This is a genomic window from Spiribacter aquaticus (genome assembly GCF_007625215.1).
GTDB lineage: Bacteria > Pseudomonadota > Gammaproteobacteria > Nitrococcales > Nitrococcaceae > Spiribacter > Spiribacter roseus.
The window spans coordinates 223,468-244,375 of sequence record NZ_VMKP01000001.1; the positions used below are offsets into that span (position 1 = coordinate 223,468).

General features: G+C 69.4%; 21 protein-coding genes. 7 read left to right on the forward strand and 14 right to left on the reverse strand.

Going from position 1 to position 20,908, the window contains the following annotated elements:
• Positions 1-6 precede the first annotated feature (6 nt).
• Complete coding sequence (locus tag FPL11_RS01105) at positions 7-1,299, forward strand: S41 family peptidase (RefSeq protein ID WP_110882549.1); 1,293 nt, start codon at positions 7-9, stop codon at positions 1,297-1,299.
• On the opposite strand, the gene ubiB is transcribed toward FPL11_RS01105, so the two are convergent.
• The 11 genes from ubiB to lptM all read right to left on the reverse strand — a co-directional run bounded on the left by ubiB (position 1,296) and on the right by lptM (position 10,508).
• Positions 1,296-2,963, reverse strand: coding sequence for a ubiquinone biosynthesis regulatory protein kinase UbiB (gene ubiB / locus FPL11_RS01110; protein WP_144346880.1), 1,668 nt, complete (start codon positions 2,961-2,963; stop codon positions 1,296-1,298). The two genes, FPL11_RS01105 and ubiB, sit on opposite strands and share 4 nt — an antisense overlap.
• A complete protein-coding gene (locus FPL11_RS01115) occupies positions 2,960-3,571 on the reverse strand; it encodes a ubiquinone biosynthesis accessory factor UbiJ (RefSeq protein ID WP_144346881.1) in 612 nt (203 codons plus the stop codon). Before FPL11_RS01115 ends, ubiB begins: the two co-directional genes overlap by 4 nt.
• The gene (locus FPL11_RS01120) at positions 3,561-4,325 is read right to left on the reverse strand and encodes a class I SAM-dependent methyltransferase (protein ID WP_069133844.1); all 765 of its coding nucleotides are present in this window, start codon (positions 4,323-4,325) and stop codon (positions 3,561-3,563) included. Before FPL11_RS01120 ends, FPL11_RS01115 begins: the two co-directional genes overlap by 11 nt.
• The gene (locus FPL11_RS01125) at positions 4,322-4,714 is read right to left on the reverse strand and encodes a gamma-butyrobetaine hydroxylase family protein (RefSeq protein ID WP_144346882.1); all 393 of its coding nucleotides are present in this window, start codon (positions 4,712-4,714) and stop codon (positions 4,322-4,324) included. Before FPL11_RS01125 ends, FPL11_RS01120 begins: the two co-directional genes overlap by 4 nt.
• A 7-nt stretch (positions 4,715-4,721) precedes the next feature.
• Positions 4,722-6,056, reverse strand: coding sequence for an ATP-dependent protease ATPase subunit HslU (hslU, locus tag FPL11_RS01130; RefSeq protein WP_069133846.1), 1,335 nt, complete (start codon positions 6,054-6,056; stop codon positions 4,722-4,724).
• A complete protein-coding gene (gene hslV, locus FPL11_RS01135; protein WP_069133847.1) occupies positions 6,056-6,604 on the reverse strand; it encodes an ATP-dependent protease subunit HslV in 549 nt (182 codons plus the stop codon). Before hslV ends, hslU begins: the two co-directional genes overlap by 1 nt.
• Positions 6,605-6,675: 71 nt before the next feature.
• Positions 6,676-7,608, reverse strand: a complete 933-nt coding sequence (gene xerC / locus FPL11_RS01140) for a tyrosine recombinase XerC (RefSeq protein WP_144346883.1) — start codon at positions 7,606-7,608, stop codon at positions 6,676-6,678.
• A gap of 2 nt (positions 7,609-7,610) precedes the next feature.
• Positions 7,611-8,312 (reverse strand): DUF484 family protein, encoded by a 702-nt coding sequence (locus tag FPL11_RS01145; protein WP_144346884.1) that lies wholly within the window; start codon positions 8,310-8,312, stop codon positions 7,611-7,613.
• A complete protein-coding gene (gene dapF, locus FPL11_RS01150) occupies positions 8,309-9,148 on the reverse strand; it encodes a diaminopimelate epimerase (RefSeq protein ID WP_144346885.1) in 840 nt (279 codons plus the stop codon). Before dapF ends, FPL11_RS01145 begins: the two co-directional genes overlap by 4 nt.
• On the reverse strand, positions 9,145-10,386 hold the full coding sequence (gene lysA, locus FPL11_RS01155) for a diaminopimelate decarboxylase (RefSeq protein WP_235013496.1): 1,242 nt from the start codon (positions 10,384-10,386) through the stop codon (positions 9,145-9,147). Before lysA ends, dapF begins: the two co-directional genes overlap by 4 nt.
• Positions 10,383-10,508 carry an LPS translocon maturation chaperone LptM gene (gene lptM / locus FPL11_RS01160; RefSeq protein ID WP_144346886.1) on the reverse strand — a complete coding sequence of 42 codons (126 nt, stop codon included), beginning with the start codon at positions 10,506-10,508 and terminating at the stop codon, positions 10,383-10,385. Before lptM ends, lysA begins: the two co-directional genes overlap by 4 nt.
• A gap of 48 nt (positions 10,509-10,556) precedes the next feature.
• Here lptM and FPL11_RS01165 point away from each other — a divergent pair, with 48 nt between their 5' ends.
• Positions 10,557-11,228, forward strand: coding sequence for an alpha/beta hydrolase (locus tag FPL11_RS01165; protein WP_144346887.1), 672 nt, complete (start codon positions 10,557-10,559; stop codon positions 11,226-11,228).
• Here FPL11_RS01165 and argH read toward each other — a convergent pair.
• Complete coding sequence (gene argH / locus FPL11_RS01170) at positions 11,225-12,628, reverse strand: argininosuccinate lyase (RefSeq protein ID WP_144346888.1); 1,404 nt, start codon at positions 12,626-12,628, stop codon at positions 11,225-11,227. The two genes, FPL11_RS01165 and argH, sit on opposite strands and share 4 nt — an antisense overlap.
• Before the next feature lie 151 nt (positions 12,629-12,779).
• Here argH and FPL11_RS01175 point away from each other — a divergent pair, with 151 nt between their 5' ends.
• The 5 genes from FPL11_RS01175 (at position 12,780) to FPL11_RS01195 (ending at position 17,635) form a co-directional block, all read left to right on the forward strand.
• Complete coding sequence (locus tag FPL11_RS01175; protein WP_159308523.1) at positions 12,780-13,520, forward strand: LytR/AlgR family response regulator transcription factor; 741 nt, start codon at positions 12,780-12,782, stop codon at positions 13,518-13,520.
• Positions 13,521-13,601: 81 nt separating this feature from the next.
• On the forward strand, positions 13,602-14,525 hold the full coding sequence (hemC, locus tag FPL11_RS01180) for a hydroxymethylbilane synthase (protein ID WP_144346890.1): 924 nt from the start codon (positions 13,602-13,604) through the stop codon (positions 14,523-14,525).
• Positions 14,522-15,331 carry a uroporphyrinogen-III synthase gene (locus tag FPL11_RS01185; protein WP_144346891.1) on the forward strand — a complete coding sequence of 270 codons (810 nt, stop codon included), beginning with the start codon at positions 14,522-14,524 and terminating at the stop codon, positions 15,329-15,331. Before hemC ends, FPL11_RS01185 begins: the two co-directional genes overlap by 4 nt.
• Entirely contained in the window at positions 15,276-16,421 is a 1,146-nt protein-coding gene (locus FPL11_RS01190; RefSeq protein WP_159308524.1) for a uroporphyrinogen-III C-methyltransferase, read from the forward strand. Before FPL11_RS01185 ends, FPL11_RS01190 begins: the two co-directional genes overlap by 56 nt.
• Positions 16,418-17,635 (forward strand): heme biosynthesis HemY N-terminal domain-containing protein, encoded by a 1,218-nt coding sequence (locus FPL11_RS01195; RefSeq protein ID WP_144346893.1) that lies wholly within the window; start codon positions 16,418-16,420, stop codon positions 17,633-17,635. Before FPL11_RS01190 ends, FPL11_RS01195 begins: the two co-directional genes overlap by 4 nt.
• Here the strand turns inward: FPL11_RS01195 and FPL11_RS01200 are convergent.
• Complete coding sequence (locus FPL11_RS01200) at positions 17,632-18,609, reverse strand: quinone oxidoreductase family protein (protein ID WP_144346894.1); 978 nt, start codon at positions 18,607-18,609, stop codon at positions 17,632-17,634. The two genes, FPL11_RS01195 and FPL11_RS01200, sit on opposite strands and share 4 nt — an antisense overlap.
• Positions 18,606-20,897, reverse strand: coding sequence for an NADP-dependent malic enzyme (locus tag FPL11_RS01205; RefSeq protein ID WP_144346895.1), 2,292 nt, complete (start codon positions 20,895-20,897; stop codon positions 18,606-18,608). Before FPL11_RS01205 ends, FPL11_RS01200 begins: the two co-directional genes overlap by 4 nt.
• Between the last annotated feature and the right edge of the window lie 11 nt (positions 20,898-20,908).

The following is a 20,908-nucleotide window of genomic DNA, read 5'->3' on the forward strand; positions in this document are numbered from 1 at the left end:
CAAATGATGCGCCTATCCGGACTGCTGCAGGGCCTGACGGCCGGGGTGCTGGTCGCCCTGCTGATCGCCAACGTCCAGACCGTCACCGCGCAGTCGTCGGCCGCGTCCGATGATGACCTGCCGCTTGCCGAAATCCAGCGCTTCACCGAGGTCTACGAGCGCATCCAGCGCGACTATGTCGAGTCGGTGGATGACGAGCGGCTGATCCGCAATGCCATCCGCGGCATGCTCTCGGGGCTGGATCCGCATTCAGCGTACCTGGACCGCGACGCCTATCAGCGCCTCCAGGAAGGCACCCGCGGCGAGTTCGGTGGCCTGGGCATCGAGGTGGGCAGCGAGGATGGCCTGATCAAGGTGATCGCCCCCATCGACGGGACGCCGGCGGACGCCGCGGACATCCGCCCGGGTGACCTGATCATGCGGGTCAATGGCGAATCGGTGAAAGGCCTGGGGCTGCAGGCGGCGGTGGAGCGCATGCGCGGCGAGCCCGGCAGCGAGGTGACGCTGGGGATTCTGCGCGACGATGCCGAGACCACCATCGAGGTCACCCTCGAGCGCGCCGTCATCCAGGTCGACAGTGTCCGCGCCCGGGTGCTCGAGTCGAGTTTCGGCTATCTGCGGGTCAGCCAGTTCCAGTCACGCACCGGCGAGGATGTGCTCGAGGCCATCGACGGGCTGCGTGACCAGGCCGGCCCCCTCGATGGACTGGTGCTCGATCTGCGCAATAACCCCGGCGGTGTGCTCGATGCCGCGGTGGCGGTGAGCGACGCGTTCCTCAGCCGCGGCGAGATCGTCTCGACCAGTGGCCGGGTGGCGCGGTCCCGGGATGCCTTCACGGCGACGCCCAATGACGCCCTCAATGGCGCGCCGATGGTCGTGCTGGTGAATGCCGGCTCGGCCTCCGCCGCCGAGATCGTCGCCGGCGCGCTGCAGGACCATCAGCGCGCGGTCATCATGGGCGAGGCCACCTTTGGCAAGGGCTCGGTCCAGACCATCCTGCCGCTGCGCGATGGCGCGGCGGTCAAACTGACCACGGCCCGCTACTACACGCCGGGTGGCCGTTCGATCCAGGCCGAGGGTATCCAGCCCGACGTCGAGGTGGCCAACCTCCAGGTGCGCGACGCCGAAGCCCCCGGCGGTACGCTGCGTGAGTCGGACCTGCCACGTCACCTGCTCGGCGATGGCGGCGGGGACGCCGGCGACGCGGAGGAGCCGCCGGAGTCGGCGCTGGCCACCCGCGACTATGCCCTGGCCGAGGCGCTCAATCTGCTCAAGGGACTGACCATCCTCGGCGACTAGTCCCGCGGCCAGGCCGCGACCCAGATCACCACGCCAAGGCTGCCGATCACCCAGCTGATCAGTGGCGCCTCCCCCAGCATGGTGGGGCTGCGCCCATCCAGACCGGCAACGATGAATGCCGAAACCACCAGCGCGCCACCCACCCCGGTGGCGAAGCCACGGCGGCCGCTGTGGCGGATTTCCTGGCGCAGGGCCGTCAGCTGATGCTGCTGCTCGACGATCTGCTCGCGGGTGCGGGTGACCTCGCCCAGGGCCTCGTCCACCCGCCGCGGCAGCGTCGGCAGGGTCTCGGCCAGGTGGGGGAGCTCCTGGCGGGCCTTTTTCAGGAACGCCGCCGGGCCGACCTGCTCGCGCATCCAGCGCTCGAGATAGGGCTTGCCGGTGTCCCACAGGTCCAGCTCGGGGTAGAGCTGGCGGCCCAGTCCTTCGATGGCCAGCAGCGTTTTCTGCAGTAGCACCAGCTGGGGCTGGATTTCCATATCGAACCGGCGCCCGGTCTGGAACAGCCGCATGAGCAGTGCGCCCAGCGAGATCTCGCCCAGCGGCCGCTCGAAGATCGGTTCGCAGACCGTGCGCATGGCACTCTCGAAGGCATCGATGCGGGTATCCGCCGGGACCCAGCCGGATTCGACATGCAGCTCGGCCACGCGCCGGTAATCGCGATTGAAAAAGGCCATGAAGTTGTCGGCCAGATAGCGGTGATCCACCGGGTTGAGCGAGCCCATGATGCCGAAGTCCACGGCCACATAACGCGGATTGGCGGGGTCGCGCACGTCGACGAAGACATTGCCCGGGTGCATGTCGGCGTGGAAGAAGCTGTCCCGGAACACCTGGGTGAAGAAGATTTCGGTACCGCGCTCGGCCAGCGCCTTCATGTCGACGCCGGCGCGGTGCAGACCCTCGATATCGCTGATCTGCACGCCGTGGATGCGCTCCATGACCATCACCCGGCGATGGGTGCCCGACCAGTGCACCTCGGGTACGTAGAGCAGGTCCGAGTCGCGGAAGTTGCGCTTGAGCTGGGTGGCGTTGGCCGCCTCGCGCATCAGGTCGAGCTCGTCGTGCAGGGTGGTGTCGAACTCGCGGATCACCTCCACCGGGCGCAGGCGGAAGCCCTCGGCCCAGTAGCGCTGAGCGAGTCGGGCAAACAGATAGAGCACGCCCAGATCGCGGCCGATGGCCTGTTCGATGCCCGGGCGCACGACCTTGACCACCACATCCTCGCCGCCATGCAGACGGGCGGCATGGACCTGGGCGATGGAGGCCGAGGCCATGGGTTCGGTGTCGAAATGCGCGAACCAGGCATCCACCGGTTGCTGGTATTCGTCCTCGATGATCGCCCGCGCGGTCTCGCCGGGAAACGGCGGGACGCGGTCCTGCAGGCGGGCCAGCTCGGCGGCGATGTCCGGCGGCAGGAGGTCGCGCCGGGTGGAGATGATCTGGCCGAACTTGACGAAGATCGGGCCCAGTTCCTCCAGCGCCAGGCGGATGCGCTCACCCCGCGGCCGCTGGCGGCGGGTGAACCAGGTCCAGGGCATGAAGACCCGCAGGAAGCGGAACGGCCGGAACCAGCGGGTGGCGAACAGGACCTCATCGAGGCCGTGGCGCAGCAGGACGATGTTGATCTGCGCGAGGCGCAGCAGCAGGCGGATACGACGCGTCATTGCCGGCCTCCGCGGCGTTCGAGCCGCCGCAGCCGGGCCTCGAGCCGGTCCACGCCTTCGCGGATCCGGTCGACATCGTCGAGAAAGTGCCGGGTCTCGGCGGCGGTGGGCAGCCAGCGACGCTCTTCGGTGGCAAGCTCGACGGCGTTGCGCAGCAGGGTGTCGGCAGTGTCGCGACCCCAGCGGCTGCCCTCGCGCAGGCCGGTGGCCATGCGTGCGGCGCCGGCCTCGCCCACCAGGCGTGCCAGCTGCGCTTCGAGGTCCACATCGAGCTCGCTGAACAGGGTGCGGACCTCCTGGATGGTGCCGATATCGCCACGGAAGGAGACCTCGCGACTGCGCTGTCCACGCGACAGGACCAGCCCGGTGAGTCCGGCCAGCGAGGCCTCCAGCACCACGTCGCAGTCGTTCATGTCGGTGGCGTCGCTGATCAGCGTCACACCGGTGTCACTGAAGGTGACCCGCAGCGCCACCGCCGGGTCGGTGAGGCGCAGCCCCATTTCGCGGCCGTCCAGTGGCGCCAGCCGCGCCGGCGTGCCGGGGTCGAGGGCGAGGATGCGGTTGATGCCCGTCTCCAGGGGGGCCAGCGGCAGCCACTCAGTAGACATGGCCGTGGTGGAGCGCGACCACCCCTCCGCTCAGGTTGATGTAATCGACATCCTCGAAGCCGGCGGCCTCCATCATCATCTTCAGCGTCTCCTGGTCGGGATGCTGGCGGATCGACTCGGCCAGGTAGCGATAGCTGTCGGCATCCTGGGCCACCAGACGGCCCATGAGCGGCAGCATGCGGAACGAGTAGAGGTCGTAGACCGGCTGCAGCGGGGTCAGATAGAGCGACGAGAACTCGAGGATGACCACCTGCCCGCCGGGTCGCAGGGCCTCGCGCATGGCCTGCAGGGCCTCGGGGATGCGGGTGACGTTGCGCAGGCCGAAACCGATGCTGATGCGATCGAACTGGCGCGGCCGGAACGGCAGCTGCTCGGCGTTGGCGAGCACGTACTCGAGGTTGCCGGTGACGCCCTCGTCGAGCAGCCGGTCGCGGCCGGTTTCGAGCATGGCGGCATTGATGTCCGAGACGATCACCTCACCCTCGGGCCCCACCTGATCGGCAAGCCCCCGGGCAAGATCGCCGGTGCCGGCGGCCAGGTCCAGCACCCGCTGGCCGGGCCGGGCGTTGATCAGCCGCAGGGCCTGGCGCTTCCAGAGCCGATGCAGGCCCGCCGACATCAGATCGTTCATGACGTCGTAGCGGCTGGCCACCGAGCTGAACACCTCGCCCACGCGCCGGGCCTTTTCCGCCACCGGCACACGCTGGTAGCCGAAGTGGGTTTCATCGTGTCGATCCGGATCGGAGCCTGTCATGCGCTGTCTCCCGCGTCCCGCTGATAACCGGCGGCCGCCAGTGAATCGAGATAGTCCTGCCAGTAGTCGTCGGCGTTTTCGCCCAGATCATAGAGCAGGTCCCAGGAATAGAGCCCGGTGTTGTGGCCGTCATCGAAGTGGAGACGCAGGGCATACTGGCCGACGGGCTCGATGCGCTCGATGCCCACCGCTTCCTTGCCCACCTGCAGGATCGCCTGCCCGGGGCCATGACCGCGCACCTCCGCGGATGGCGAGTGGACCCGCAGATACTCCGCGCTCAGATCGAAGTGGCGGCCATCGTCAAAGCTCACCGCCAGGGTGCGGGACTGACGGTGCAGATGGATCTGCGTGGGCACACGGCCGGTGTTGCGGCGCTCGGGGCGTTTCATGGCGACCTCAGAGGATGTAGCGGCTCAGGTCTTCGTTGCCGGCGAGATCCGCGAGCTGGGCATCCACATAGTCGGCATCGATGCTGACCGTCTGGCCGCTGTGATCGGCGGCGCTGTAGGAGATGGTCTCGAGCAGGCGCTCCATGATGGTGTGCAGCCGCCGGGCGCCGATGTTTTCGGTGTGGGCGTTCACCTGCCAGGCCATTCGGGCGATGCGATCAACCCCGTCCGCCGTGAACGCCAGCTCGACCCCTTCGGTGCGCAGCAGCGCCTGGTACTGGCGGACCAGCGAGGCATCGGGATCGGTGAGGATGGCCACGAAGTCTTCCACCGCCAGCGATGACAGCTCGACACGGATCGGCAGCCGGCCCTGCAGCTCGGGAATCAGGTCCGAGGGCTTGGAGACGTGGAAGGCCCCCGAGGCGATGAACAGGATATGGTCGGTGTTCACCATGCCCGAGCGGGTCGACACGGTACTGCCCTCGATGAGGGGCAGCAGGTCGCGCTGGACCCCCTCGCGGGAGATGTCGCCGCCGCCACTGCCGCCGCTCTGCTCGGTCTGCCGGGCCACCTTGTCGATCTCGTCGATGAACACGATGCCGCTCTGCTCGACGGACTCGATGGCCTTCTGCTTGATTTCTTCCTCGTTGACCAGCCGCGCGGCTTCTTCCTCGCGCAGCACCCGCCAGGCCTCGGCGATGGTCAGCCGCTGACGCTCGCTGCGCTGATTGCCCAGATTCTGGAACATGCCCTGGAGCTGGCTGGTGAGCTGCTCCATGCCCGGCGGCGCCATGATGTCCATGCCCGACTGCTGGCCGCGGACATCGATCTCGATCTCGCGCTCGTCGAGTTCGCCCTCGCGCAGCTTCTTGCGCATCTTCTGGCGGGTGCTGTCCTGGCTGCGGTCCTCATTGTCGCTGCCCCGGGCCTGCGGCAGCAGGGCGTCGAGGATGCGTTCCTCGGCGGCGTCATCGGCACGACTCGACTGACGCTGCATCTCCTGCTCGCGGATCATCCGCAGCGCGTTGTCGGTCAGGTCGCGGATCACCGATTCGACGTCGCGGCCGACATACCCCACCTCGGTGAACTTCGACGCCTCGATCTTGATGAACGGCGCGTTCGCCAGCCGTGCCAGACGCCGGGCGATTTCGGTCTTACCCACCCCGGTGGGGCCGATCATGAGGATGTTCTTGGGCGTGATCTCGGGGCGCAGCGCCGGGTCCACCTGCAGCCGCCGCCAGCGGTTGCGCAGCGCATTGGCGACCGCGCGCTTGGCGTCGCCCTGTCCGACGATGTGCTTGTCCAGCTCTTGGACGATTTCGCGGGGGGTCATCTCGCTCATCAGGCCTTCCCGTCACCGAGGGTCTCGATGGTCAGCGTATGATTGGTGTAAATGCAGATATCCGCGGCGATGCCGAGTGCGCGTTGGACAACCGTGGCGGCGTCCAGATCCGTTTCGGCCACCAGCGCCTGGGCGGCGGCCTGGGCATAGCCCGAGCCCGAGCCGATGGCCATCAGCTCGCGCTCGGGCTCGACCACGTCGCCATTGCCGGAGATCATCAGCAGGCTTTCGGCGTCGGCCACCATAAGCAGCGCCTCGAGACGCCGCAGCGCCCGGTCCGAGCGCCAGTCCTTGGCCATTTCCACCGCCGCACGGGTAAGTCGCCCGCCGTGGCGCTCGAGCTGACCCTCGAAGCGCTCGAACAGCGTGAAGGCGTCGGCCGTGCCGCCGGCGAATCCCGCCAGCACCTGATCGTGGTAGAGGCGTCGGACCTTGCGGGCATTGCCCTTCATGACCGTGTTGCCAAGGGTGACCTGGCCGTCACCGCCGACGGCGATCTGCCCGCCGCGACGGACCGCCAGGATGGTGGTGCCATCAAACTGCTGCAAGACTGCTCTCCGGAGGTTGCTGGATACCGATCGTTCGCCCCGCAATGTTAACGCAGCCGGGCGCCCGAGGGTTATTTTCGTCGCGCCCGTGGATGGGCCCGGTCATAGACCTCGGCCAGGTGCTGGAAGTCGAGGTGGGTGTAGATCTGCGTGGTGCCGATGTCGGCGTGCCCGAGCAGCTCCTGGACGGCGCGCAGGTCGCCGCTGGACTCGAGCAGATGGGTGGCGAAGGCATGCCGCAGCATGTGCGGATGCACCGGCCGATCCAGACCCTGCCGGCGCGCCCGGTCGTTGAGTCGGGTCTGAATGGCGCGGTGCGACAGCCGCCGGCCGCGGCGACTGACGAACAGCCCGGTCTCTTCGGCATCGGCCAGAGTATGACGCACCGCCACCCAGTCGGCGATCGCCTCGCGGGCCTTGCGGCCCACCGGCACGATCCGGGTGCGCGCGCCCTTGCCCACCACCCGCAGTTCGCGGGGCCGGGGGCCGGTATCATCGAGGTTGAGGGCCGCCACCTCGGCCAGCCGCAGGCCGGCCCCGTAGATCAGTTCGAACAGCGCCCGGTCGCGGCGTTGCAGCGGATCCGCGGCCTGCCCGGCGGCCTGATCGGCGGCGGCCGGTGGGTCGAGCAGCTGGGCGGTGGTGTCGACATCGAGGGTTGCCGGCAGGCTGCGTGCCGCCCGCGGTGCCTGGATGTCGGCCGCGGGATCGGTGTCCACGCGCCCTTCGCGCTGGAGATAACGGAACAGCCCGCGCACTGCGGAGAGCTGGCGCTGCAGGGATCGTGGCGACAGGCCGCGGCGGTGGTCGCGGCTGATCCATGCCCGGACGTGATGGCTGCGCACGGCCTCCCAGGTCTCGACGTCGGCCTGCTCGAGGTAGGTCGCCAGCCCGCTCAGGTCACGGCCATAGTGCTGACGGGTCAGGGCGGCCAGGCGGCGTTCGTCGCGCAGATGGGCCTGGAAACCTTCAATGTCCGCCCACAGCCGTGCGCCGTCGGCCACCGTCAGTCCCCGGCGCTGGCCCGGCGCAGGACCCGGGCGGCCAGCGCGCCGAGCTGACCGAGAAACACCGTGCCCTGCTCGGCGTGATAGCGATGCGGGTCGCGACTGCCAATGGCGATGAAGCCGCGGATGGGCGGCTCGTCCATGGGGATGACCGCCACCGAGCCGAGCCCGTCGGTCTGAGGGTCAAAGATCAGTGCCAGGTGTTCAGCATCGAGGCCGCCCAGCACCGGCTGATTGCCGGGGAAGGCCGCCTCCAGCTGCAGCGCCCGGGCATCATCCGTGCCGATGATGGGGGCGCTGGCGGTGGCCAGGCTGTCATCGATCAGCAGGACTTGGACCACATCCGCCCTGAAGTCGTGGCGCAGTCCGTCGCGGATCGCCAGCAGCACGCCATCGAGGTCATCCGCGGCGAGCAGCTCAAGGGTGAAGCGGTGGATCTGCTCGACCAGCCGGTCGTTGTCGCGGGCCACCTGCAGCAGCTGGTCGAGGCGCTCGGCGAGGGCGTGGTTTTCTTCGCGCAGGATCGAGACCTGATATTCGATCAACGAGCGGGCGGCGCCGCTTTCGTGGGGGACGTCGAGGGCTTTGAGCACCTCGGGGTGGCGTCGCAGCAGACCCGGGTCGGCGCGCAGGTAATCGAGCACCTGCGCCTCGTCGATGGGCTGCGCCGGCATCGCTGATTCACCCGTCTGACCGCTCATATCGCTCCTGTCGTCAGTCTGCCCTCGAACACATGCTGCGCCGGCCCGGTCATCCAGACCGGGTGGCCCTCGCCGCGCCAGTGTATCACCAGCTCGCCGCCGGTCAGTGCAAGTCGGACCGTGGGGTCGAACCAGTCGTTGAGAATACCGGCCACCACCGCGGCACAGGCGCCGGTGCCGCAGGCCGGCGTCTCGCCCACGCCCCGTTCGACCACCCGCAGCTGTCCGCTGCCGCGATCGTCCACCGCCAGAAAACCCGCGTTGACGTGGTTGGGGAAGCGCGGATGCGAAACCAGCTGCGGGCCCAGGGTGGCCACCGGGGCCGTCTGGACGTCGTCAACCCGCAGCACCACGTGGGGGTTGCCCATGGACACCGCCGCCACCGAAAGGGTCTCACCCGCGACGGCCAGCGGGTAGCGAGCCTGGCGGCCGGGGGCGTCGAACGGGATGGCGGCCGGCTCGAGGATCGGCGCCCCCATATCGACCCGAACCCGATCGGCGTCGACCGCTTCCACCCGGGTCAGGCCGGCGTCGGTCTCCAGGCACAGGGCGTCGGCGTCGTGCAGCCCCTGGTCGCGCAGAAAGCGCGCCATGCAGCGCACGCCGTTGCCGCAGTGCTCCACCTCGGTGCCGTCGGCGTTCCAGATCCGGTAGCGGAAGTCGGCATCCGGACGGCGGGCGGGCGCGGCCATCAGTACCTGGTCGCAGCCAACGCCGTAGCGCCGGTCGGCAATGCGGCGGATCCATTCCGGTGTGGGCTGGATGGACTGGCGGATGGCGTCGAACACGACAAAGTCATTGCCGAGCCCCTGCAGCTTGGAAAAGGCCAGGCTCACGGCGACTCCAGCAGGTGCTCGCCCTGCCACAGCGCTTCGAGGGGTTCGCGTTCGCGGATCAGGTGCGCCTGGTCGCCGTCCACCAGCACCTCGGCCGGACGCGGCCGGGCGTTGTACTGCGAGGCCATGACGAAGCCGTAGGCGCCGGTGGCATGAATGGCCAGCAGCGTGCCCGGGCGCAGCGCCAGGGAGCGCTCGCTGCCGAGGGTGTCGGCGCTTTCGCAGACCGGCCCGACGATGTCGTAGAGGCGCGGATCGGCATCCACCGGCTCGGCGGTCTCGATGCGCTGCCAGGCGTTGTAGAGCGCCGGGCGCAGCAGGTCGGTCATCGCCGCATCGACAATCGCGAAGTCGCGGTGGCCGGGCTTGAGGTATTCCACCCGGGTCAGGAGCAGACCCGCTTCGCCCACCAGCGCCCGGCCCGGTTCCATGAGCAGTTTCTGGCGCCGGCCGGCGAGTAGCGGGCCGAGGCGCTCGGCCAGCGCGGCGGGGGTCGGCGGCGTTTCGTCCTCGTAGCGGATGCCCAGACCGCCGCCGATATCCAGATGCGCCAGCGGGATGCCGTCGGCTTCCAGCCGGTCCACCAGGGCCAGGCTGCGCGACAGGGCATCCACCAGCGGTTCGAGCTCGGTGAGCTGCGAGCCGATGTGGAAATCCATACCGGTCACCGCGATGCCCGGCAGCGATGCGGCATGGTGATAGAGCCCTTCGGCGGCCTGGATGTCGATGCCGAACTTGTTTTCTTTGAGCCCCGTGGAGATGTAGGGATGGGTGCGGGCGTCGACATCGGGGTTGACCCGCAGCGACACCGGCGCGCGCTGCCCGCTGCGCACGGCGACCGCGTTGATCCGCTCGAGCTCGGCGGCGGATTCGATGTTGAACGCCAGAATGCCCGCCGCCAGCGCCTGCTCAATCTCGGCCTCGGTCTTGCCCACGCCCGAGAACACCACCCGCGCGGGATCGCCGCCGGCGCGCAGGACCCGCGCCAGCTCGCCGCCCGAGACAATGTCAAAACCGCTGCCAAGCCGCGCCAGCAGCTGCAGGATCGCCAGGCTGCCGTTGGCCTTCACGGCGTAGCAGATCTGATGATCAAAACCAGCAAAGGCCTGGTCATAGGCCCGCCAGGCCGACTCGATGGCGGCGCGTGAATAGACGTAGAGCGGCGTCCCGAAGCGCTCGGCGAGCGCCGGGGTGGGGCAGTCCTCGACGGCCAGGGTGGCGTCCGGGCGATGGATCACGATGCGGTCTCCGCGTCGGAGGCGGTCTCGGCCTCGGGCATATAGAGATCGCCCTTGACCCCGCAGCCGGTGAGCAGGATTAGCGTGATCAGGGCCAGACAAGGCAGGATACGTAGCGACATGCAGACTCAGGGTTTCATGTGGAACACCAGTATAGGGGGACACAGGCAATGGCGGAACAGCCGCTGGAGACCGTGGAAACAGCCGGCCCGGCGCCGGAATGCAGTGTCATCTGGCTGCACGGGCTGGGTGCCAGCGGCCATGACTTCGAGCCCATCGTCCCACAGCTGGGACTGCCGTCACCGGCGCTCGTGCGGTTCGTGTTTCCGCACGCGCCATCCCAGCCCGTGACGCTGAACGGCGGGCTGTCGATGCCGGCCTGGTACGACATCTACGGCCTGTCCGCGGGCACGCCGCAGGACGAGCCCGGTCTGGACGCCGCCGCCGGCTGGATCGAGGCCCTGATCCAGCGCGAAATCGCCCGCGGGATCCCACCCCAGCGTCTGGTGCTGGCCGGGTTCTCGCAGGGCGGTGCGCTGGCGCTGCACACCGGCCTGCGCTATGCCGAGGGCCTCGCGGGCATCATGGGGCTGTCCACCTATCTGCCGCTGGCCGATCACCTGGGTCAGGCCCGCGCCGCTGCCAACCGCGATACCCCGATCTTTCTGGCCCACGGCCATCACGACCCGGTGCTGGCGTATCGGCTGGGCACGGATTCGCGGGACGCCCTCGAGGCGCTGGGGTATCCCGTGGAGTGGCGCGACTACCCCATGGAGCACCAGGTCTGCATGGAAGAGATTGCCGACATCGGCGCCTGGCTGCGCCGGGTGCTGGCCCTCTAGCGGTCGCTGTCCTGGCCGAGCCGCCGGCGCGCGGCGGCCACCTGCCGGCGGACCTGCGCCGGGGCGGTGCCGCCGGTGTGATCGCGGGCCGCCAGCGAGCCCTCCAGGGTCAGCACGCCAAAGACATCCTCGCCGATGGCCGTTGAAAAGCCCTGCAGTTCGGCCAGCGACAGATCCGCCAGATCGCGGCCCTCGGCCACGCCATAGGCCACTGCCCTGCCGACGATTTCGTGGGCGTCGCGAAAGGCCACGCCCTGGCGCACCAGGTAGTCGGCCAGGTCGGTGGCCGTCGCAAAGCCTTCGCGGGCCGCAGCCCGGGTGCGCCCGCGGTTGACGGTCAGCGCCGGCACCATGTCGGCAAACGCCCGCAGGCTGTCGCGCAGGGCGTCGGCGGCATCAAACAGCGGTTCCTTGTCTTCCTGGTTGTCGCGGTTGTAGGCAAGCGGCTGGCCCTTCATCAGGGTCAGCAGGGTGTGCAGGGCGCCCTGCACCCGGGCGCTCTTGCCGCGCACCAGTTCGGCGACATCGGGGTTCTTTTTCTGCGGCATGATCGAGCTGCCGGTGCAGAAGCGGTCGGGCAGATCGATGAAGCCGGTCAGCGGTGACGCCCAGATCACCAGCTCCTCGGCCATGCGCGACAGGTGGGTCATGGTCAGCGCCGCCGCCGAGACGAATTCAATGGCGAAGTCGCGATCCGAGACGGCATCCAGGGAATTGCGGGTGGGCGCATCAAAGCCCAGCGCCGCACAGGTCTGGTCGCGATCGATGGGAAAGGTCGTCCCCGCGAGCGCCGCCGAGCCCAGCGGCATTTCGTTGGCGCGCCGCCGCACGTCGTGGAGCCGTGACTCGTCGCGCACCAGCATTTCGTACCAGGCCAGCATGTGATGGCCAAAGCTCACCGGCTGGGCCACCTGCAGATGGGTGAAGCCGGGCATGACGGTGTCCGCCTCGCGCTCGGCCAGATCCACCAGTCCCGCCTGAAAGCGCCGCAGCAGCGCAAGGTTGCCGTCGATGACCGTGCGCAGCCAGAGGCGGATGTCGGTGGCGATCTGGTCGTTGCGCGAGCGCCCGGTATGCAGCCGCTTGCCCGCCTCACCGATGCGGTCGGTGAGGCGCGCCTCGATGTTCATGTGGACATCCTCGAGGGCCGGATCCCAGGGGAACCCGCCGGCCTCGATCTCGGCCTCGATGGCCTGTAACCCGGCGTCGATGGCCGCGCCGTCGTCCGCACTGATGATCCCGCAGTCCGCGAGCATTCTGGCGTGGGCGCGGGAGCCGCGGATGTCCTCGCGGTAGAGGCGTCGATCGTAGTGTTCGGAGGCGCTGAAGGCCGCCACGAAGGCGTCGGTCGCTTCGCTGAAACGACCACTCCAGAGACCCTTGGCGTCTGACTCGCTCATTGCCATCCATTCCTCTCGGCTGAGCGCGGCAGTATAGCAGCCGACCGGCAGCCTGCGCCGGATGCCCGGTCTGTGAACCGGTTGGCGAACGCCGCGGGCGCGGTTTTCCATGCTCGAGCCTCCACTTGATGAGCGCCCGGGAGGAACCGACATGATGAAGATTGTGATTGCCTGCGAGCAGCCCGCCCTGCGCGAGCGTCTGGCGCGACTCGCCGCCAACCGTTCGGGCTGGCGGATTGGTGGGGTTTTCGAGACCCCGGCGGACGCCCCGCCCAGTCACCGCCGTGACCCGGTGGATGCGGTGGTGCTGGGGGTGCGCGATGCCCGGCATCTGGCCACGGCGGTGGCGCTGGCCAATGCCACGCCGGCCCCGGCGATCCTGCTGGCCTGCGAGATGACCGACCCCATCCTCCCGCAGCTTGAGGCGAGCGGAATCGACTACGTCCTGGACAGCGTCCAGCCGGCGCGTTTCGGGGCCGCCCTCGAGGCCGCCCGTCCCCTGAGCGCCGGCCAGATCGTCCGCCTCCAGGCCCCGGGCGCCGGTGACGAGCGCCGGCATATCCTCTGCCGCCGGCGCAACGGCCTGAGCCTGATTCCGGTGGATGACGTGCGCTGCTTTGTGGCCGATCACAAGTACGTCAGCGTGCAGCATGACGCCGGCGAGGATCTGATCGAAGAGTCGCTGTGCGGTCTCGAGGCGGAGTTCGGGCAACGCTTTCTGCGGGTACACCGCAGTGCCCTGGTGGCCCGGGACGCCCTGCGGGGGCTGGAGAAGGACGTCGAGGGTCGCACCCTCGCCCGGGTGGAGGGCAGCGACGAGACCCTGCCGGTCAGCCGGCGTCGCCTGCCCACGGTCCGGCGCTGGATGCGGGGCGCGGCGGCGCCGGGCTGACGCTTTGCGTGGGGGCGATCAGGCGGTATCGTTGCGCATTATCGCAACTGACCGCCCGGCTCGCCCCGGGTCCACGCATTCATGTCCATCACCCATCTGCGCATCGCCACCCGTCGTAGTCCACTGGCCATCTGGCAGGCCGAGCACGTGGCTGAGCGCCTGCGGGCCCGTCATCCGGGGCTCGAGGTCGAGCTGGTCCGCCTGTCCACCCGCGGCGACGAAATCACCGATCGGCCGCTGATGGCGGTGGGCGGCAAGGCCCTGTTCGTCAAGGCGCTCGAGGAGGGCATGCTGGCGGGCAAGGCCGACATCGCCGTGCATTCCATGAAAGACATCCCCGCGGAGGTCCCGGATGAATTCCGGGTGCCGGTGATCCTCGCCCGTGATGACCCCTTCGACGCCTTTGTCTCGCGCCACTACGGTGCCCTTGATGAGCTGCCCACCGGCGGCTGCGTGGGCACGGCAAGCCTGCGCCGCGAGTGTCAGATCCGCGCCCGACGCCCGGACCTGACGGTGACGTCGCTGCGCGGCAACGTCCAGACCCGGCTCGGCAAGCTCGATGCCGGCGAATTCGATGCCATCGTGCTAGCCGCCTCGGGCCTGCGGCGACTGGGCATGGCCGATCAGATCACCCGGGCGATGCCCGCCGAGGAAAGCCTGCCGGCGGTGGGTCAGGGGGCGCTGGCCATTGAGTGCCGCGCTGACGATCCCGAGGTGGATGCGTTGATCCGCGATCTCGACGACCCGGACAGCCACGACCGGGTGGCGGCGGAGCGCGCGGTCAATGCCCGGCTGGAGGGCAGCTGCCATGTCCCGCTGGCCGCCTATGCGGTGCTGGAGGGCGACGACCTGTGGCTGCGTGCCCTGGTGGCCAGCCGCGATGGCCGCCAGGTGCTGCGTGCCGAGGGCCGCGCGCCCCGCCACGGGGCCGGGGCCCTGGGCAATACGGTTGCCGGGGACCTGCTCGCGCAGGGGGCCGGCGAGATCCTCGCCGATATTCAGTGACCACCGCAGACGCCCTGGCCGGCCGCCGGATCCTGGTGACCCGGCCCGAGGGCCAGGCCGACGGGCTGATCCACTGCCTTGAGGCCGCGGGCGCCGCGGTCCTGCACCGCCCCACCCTGCAGATCGTTGCCCTCGCGCCGGCGCTGCCGGCCATCCCCCGTGTGGACTGGCTCGTGTTCACCAGTCCCAACGCCGTCCGGCATGGCGTCGGCCGGCTGCCGACGGAGCGGCGCGGGGACGCCCGCGTGGCCGCGGTCGGGCCGGGTACCGCCACGGCGGCGCGGCGCCAGGGGCTGGCGGTCAGTGCCGCGCCCCAGTCGGGTGGTGGCGCGGATGACCTGTTGGCTGAAGCGGCGTTCGATGCCGGCGCCGGTGCCCGGGTGCTGATCATTCGTGGCGAAGGCGGACGCCGCCGACTGCCGGAGGCGCTCCGCGAGCGCGGCGCCACGGTGGACGAGTGGGTGGTCTACCGGCGCGAGGTGCCGAGCGGTGGACTGGCGATTCCCCGGGAGTGGCAGGCCCGGCCGCTTGACTGCACAATTGTGACAAGCACCAGTGGCCTGTCGGGCCTGCTCGGCATGGCGGGGTCAGGCGCGCTAGAGTGGTTGCAGAAAAGCCGACTGGTCACCGTGAGCGAGCGCATCGCGATGGCCGCCGTCCGCGCGGGATGGGATGCCCCCGGCATTGCCGCTGGCGCGGACGATCAGGCAATTACACGGGCGGTGTGTGCCGCGCTGCAGAGAGAGAGCGATGAGCAAGACAGACAAGGACGCACAGAAGGCCCTCGAGACGACCCCGGGCGATGACGGCCCGGCGCCGGATGATGCCTCGACGGCGGCCCCGGCCGAACCCGCGGCACCGGCGACGGGGCGCGGGCCCGGTCGGCTTGCGTTGGTCGTGGCCCTGCTGGTCGCGCTGCTCGTGGCGGCGGGCGGGGGGTATCTCATCTGGCAGATGCAGCAGCTTGCCGACGCTCAGGCCGACCTCGCCGCCCGCAGCGAACTCGAGACCCTGCGCGACGATCAGCAGACCGCCCTGGGCGAGCTCAACGGCCGCGTCACCAACCTCAACGAACAGCTCGAATCGCGCCTGCAGTCGCTGGCCCAGCTCGAAAACCGCATGGCCGATCAGGTCAGCGCCCGCCGCGAACTGGCCGACCGGGTGGATCAGCTCTACCGCCGCATGAACTCCGAGACCGATGACTGGCGCATTGCCGAGGCCGGCTATCTGGCCCGTATGGCCGTGCATCGTGTGCGCTTCAACGGCGATATCGCCGGTGCCCTCGAGGCGCTGGAGGCCGCCGACGTCCTGCTCTCCGGCCTGGGCGGCGTGGGCATCGACCGGCGTGAGGCGATTGGCCGTGCCGTCGATCAGCTGCTGGACGTCGAGCGGATCGATCAGGTGGCCATCAACCGCGGGCTCGACCGGGTGGCGGATCAGCTCGGCTCGCTGCCATTGGCCGCCGGTATCCAGCGCTTCGAGACCGCCGACACCACCGCCGGGGCGCGGAGCGATGCGCCGGCGGGGGGCTGGCAGGCACGCCTGGATCGTGCCGGGGACCGGCTGATGACGGGGCTCAGCGAGCTGGTCACCGTCAGCCGCGACCGCCAGGTCGAGCCGCTGCCCGAGCCGGAGTCCCGGTTCCTGCTGCAGCAGAACCTGCGCCTGCAGATCGAGTCGGCGCGACTGGCGGCCCTGCGGGGCGAGACCGCCACCTATGACAACGCCCTCAAGCGCATCGACGACTGGGTGAGCGCCTACTTTGATTCCAGCGCCGAGTCGGTGAGCGCGGTCCGCGAGCGCCTCGCGGATCTGATGGACGAGCCCGTGAAGGTTGAGCGGCCCGCCATCGGCGAGACCCTCGCCCCCGTGCTCAACGACGGTGGCCAGTCATGATCCGGCGGCTCATCCTTCTGGTCCTGCTGCTGCTGGCCAGCGTGTCGGCGGCGCAGTGGTTCGCCAACGAAGGCGGCTTTCTGATGCTCCGGGTGGGCGAATGGACCATCCAGACCAGCCTGTTCGTGGCGGTGCTCGGCTTCATTGCCCTGTGGGCGGCAGTGACTCTGGCGGTGGGGCTGCTGCGGCGGACGCTCCGGGCCCCCGGTCAGGTGCGCGAGCGGCTCGCCAGCCGGCGCACGCACCGGGCCCAGCGCGAGCTGATCGATGGGCTGATCGAGCTGGCCGAAGGGCGCTATGCCCAGGCCGAGCGCCATCTCGAGGGCACCAGTGGTTTTTCGCAGCAGCCGCTCATGCACCATCTGCTCGCGGCCATCGCCGCCCAGCGCCGTGGCGAGTGGCAGCGCCGGGACGACCTGCTGGTGGCGGCCGATTCGGCCAACCCACGGGCACGGCTGGCGGTGGGCCTGCTGCAGGCCCAGCTACAGGTCGATGCCGAGCAGTGGGAACAGGCCCTGGCAACGCTGGGCTGGCTGCGCGAGAAAGCGCCCCGCAACCACCGCGTGCTCATGCTGCAGGCACGCGCCATGCGCGCGGTGGAGGACTTTGCCGGATTGATGGATCTGCTGCCGGACCTGCGCCGTGAGCAGTCCCTGCCCAGTGCCGAGCTCACCGCCATCGAACAGCGGGCCCTGGACGAGCGGATCAATGCCCTGGGCGCCTCGGCCAATGCCGACAGCCTGGGGCGCATCTGGAAGTCGCTGCCCAAGAGCCGGCGCCGCGATCCGGTCCTGCAGGCCCGCTACGCGCGGGCGCTGATCGACGCCGACTGCCCGGTCACCGCCGAGCGCCAGCTGCGCCGCTGGCTGCGCCAGCGCTGGGAGCCGATGCTGGTGGAAGTCTACGGCGAGCTGCCCCTGCCCGCCGAGCGGGTCTACAACCGCCTCACCGGCTGGCTCAACGAGCGCCCCGACGATCCGGCGCTGCTCTATGCGGCGGCCCGTCAGGCGGCCCGCGCGAAAGACTGGGGACCGGCCCGGCGGCACCTTGAGGCGGCCGTCGCCCGCGATGACAATCCGACCACGGCGCGGCTGCTTGCCGAGCTCTACGAGCGCCTCGGCGAGCATGACCGCGCCCGCCAGGCCTATCGCCAGGCCCTGGGCCTCGACCCGATCGGCAACAGCCTGCCGCGGATGGACGCCCCGAGCGATTAGGCCCGCAGGATGATCGAGCCGCTGCTCTGGCGCGATTCCAGGCGCTGATGGGCCGCACCCGCCTCGGCCAGCGGCCATTCGCTGTCGATGTGGATCTGCAGGTCGCCGGCGACGACGCGGGCGAACAGGGCGTCGGCCGCCGCCTGCAGTTCGGCCGGGGTGCCGATGTAGTCGAACAGCGACGGCCGGGTCAGAAACAGCGATCCCCCCGCCGCCAGCTGGCCCACCTCGATGGCCGGCGGTGCGCCGGATGACTGGCCAAAGCTGACCAGCAATCCCCGCTTGGCGAGACAGGCCAGGGATGCCGTGAGGGTATCCGCACCCACCGAGTCATAGACCACCTGCACGCCCTTGCCGTCGGTGAGGGCGTGGACCCGTTCGCTGACCGACTCGTCGCGGTAGAGCACCGGATGGTGGCAGCCATGGGCGCGGGCCTGCTCGGCCTTCTCCGCGCTGCCCACGGTGCCGATCACGGTGGCCCCGAGGTGATGGGCCCACTGACAGAGCAGCAGCCCGACACCGCCCGCCGCGGCGTGGATCAGGACCCGATCCCCCGGTCCCACGGCGTGGACCCGTTCGAGCAGCATGTGCGCGGTCATGCCCTTGAGCATCATGGCCGCGGCCCGCTCGCTGGTGATGGCCGCCGGCAGTGCCACCACCCGATCGGCGCTGATCACCCGTTCGCGGGCATAGGCCCCTGGCGGACCACCGACATAGGCCACGCGCTGGCCGGGTGTCAGCGTGTCGACGCCGTCGCCCACGGCCAGCACCTCGCCGGCGGCTTCGAGCCCCGGCGTAAAGGGCATCTGCGCGGGCCGGTAGAGCCCGGTGCGGAAGTAGACATCGATGTAGTTGACGCCGATATGGGTCTGGCGGATGTGGACCTCGCCGGGACCGGGCGTGACAGCGGCGGTGTCGGCAAGCCGTAGCTCGTCGGGGCCGCCGAAGGATTCAATGCGGATGGCCTGATTCATGCCGGACTCCCGTCCTTGCCGCCCTCGATACCGGCTTCGACGCCGGCCAGGGCCGTGAGGTTGACGACGCCCCGCACCGTCACCGACGGCGTGAGGATGTGGGCTGGCTTGGCCATGCCCAGCACGATGGGACCGATCGACACGGCGTCGGTGACGGTCTTGAGCAGATTGAAGGCGATATTGGCCGCATCCAGCGTGGGCATGATCAGCAGGTTGGCCTCGCCCTCGAGCTGCGAGTTGGGAAAGATGCGCCGGCGGATTTCCTCATTGAGGGCGGCATCGCCATGCATCTCGCCCTCGACCTCCAGTGAGGGGTCGCGGAGCTGGACCTGATGGAGGGCCTCGCGCATCTTGGCGGCCTCGGCATCGTCCGAGGTGCCGAAGTTGCTGTGCGAGAGCATCGCCACCTTGGGCACCATGCCGAAGCGGCGGATCTCATCGGCGGCGAGGGTGGTCATCTCCGCGAGCTGGTCGGCGCTGGGGTGGTGATTGACGTAGGTGTCACACAGAAACAGCGTGCCCTTGGGGGTGATGATGGCGTTCATCGCCGCCAGATTGGCCACCCCTTCGCGCCGGCCGATGACCTCGGTGACATAGTCGAGCTGGCGGTGGTACTTGCCCACCGCGCCCGAGAGCATGGCGTCGGCCTCGCCCCGGTGCACCATCAGCGAGGCGATCACGGTGTTGCGCGTGCGCACGATCTGGCGGGCCCGGTCGGGGGTGACGCCGCGCCGCTCCATGAGCGAGTGATAGAGCTGCCAGTAGGCCTTGAAGCGCGGATCGTCCTCGGGGTCCACCAGCTCGAAGTCGTCATCGACGGCGAGTCGCAGGCCCAGGCGCTGGATGCGCATTTTGACCACCCGGCGGCGGCCGATGACGATGGGCTTCGCCAGACCGTCGTCCACCACCAGCTGCACCGCCTGGAGGATGCGCTCGTCCTCGCCGTCGCCGTACGCCACCCGACGCGGGTTCTGACTGGCGCGCTCGAAGATCGGCTTCATGAGCAGGCCCGACTGGAAGACATAGTTCGACAGCCGGCGGCGATAGGCGGCGAAATCCTCGATGGGTCGGGTGGCCACCCCGCTTTCCATGGCGGCGCGGGCCACCTCGGGGGCGATGCGCGTGATCAGGCGCGGATCGAAGGGCTTGGGGATCAGGTATTCGGGGCCGAACGACAGCGGTCTGCCGCCATACGCCGCCCGCACCACATCCGAGGATTCCATGGTGGCCAGATCCGCGATGGCGCGCACGCAGGCCTTTTTCATTTCGTCGTTGATGGTGGTCGCGCCCACGTCCAGCGCGCCGCGGAAGATGAACGGAAAGCACAGGACGTTGTTGACCTGATTGGGGTAATCCGAGCGGCCGGTGGAGATGATGGCGTCGGGCCGGGCGTCGAGGGCGTCCTCGGGCAGAATCTCGGGGGTGGGGTTGGCCAGCGCCATGATCATGGGCTTGTCCGCCATGCGCTTGACCATCGCCGGCGTCAGCACGCCCGGGGCGGACAGCCCCAGAAAGATATCCGCGCCATCGATGGCCTCGCCCAGGGTGCGGGCGTCGGTGTCGCTGGCGTAGACCCCCTTGCGCGCATCCATGTACTCGGTCCGGCCCTTGTAGATCACGCCCTGCCGGTCGGTGGCGATGACGTTGGCCGGGTTGAGGCCCATCGATACCAGCAGATCCAGGCAGGCCACCGCCGAGGCCCCGGCGCCGGAGGTCACCAGCTTGATGTCCTCGAAGCGCTTGCCCACCAGGCGCAGGCCGTTATAGATGGCGGCGGCGGCGGTAATGGCCGTGCCGTGCTGGTCGTCGTGGAAGACCGGGATGTTCATGCGCTCGCGCAGCTGGGCCTCGACCTCGAAGCACTCCGGCGCCTTGATGTCTTCGAGGTTGATGGCGCCGAAGGTCGGCTCGAGCCGGGCGATGGTCTCCACCAGCTGACCGGCGTCGGTTTCGTCGATTTCGATGTCGAAAACGTCGATGCCAGCGAACTTCTTGAACAGGACGCCCTTGCCCTCCATGACCGGCTTGGAGGCGAGGGGGCCGATCGCCCCCAGCCCCAGCACCGCCGTGCCGTTGGTGATGACGCCCACCAGATTGCCGCGGGCGGTGACATTGGCGGCTTCGCGCTCGTTCTCGACAATCGCCTCGCAGGCGGCGGCCACGCCCGGGCTGTAGGCCAGGGCCAGATCGCGCTGGTTGGCCAGCGGCTTGGTGGGGGAGACCGTGATTTTCCCCGGCGTCGGGTTGCGATGGTAGTCGAGCGCGTTCTGTTTAAAGTCCTCAGCCATGGCGGTCTCTC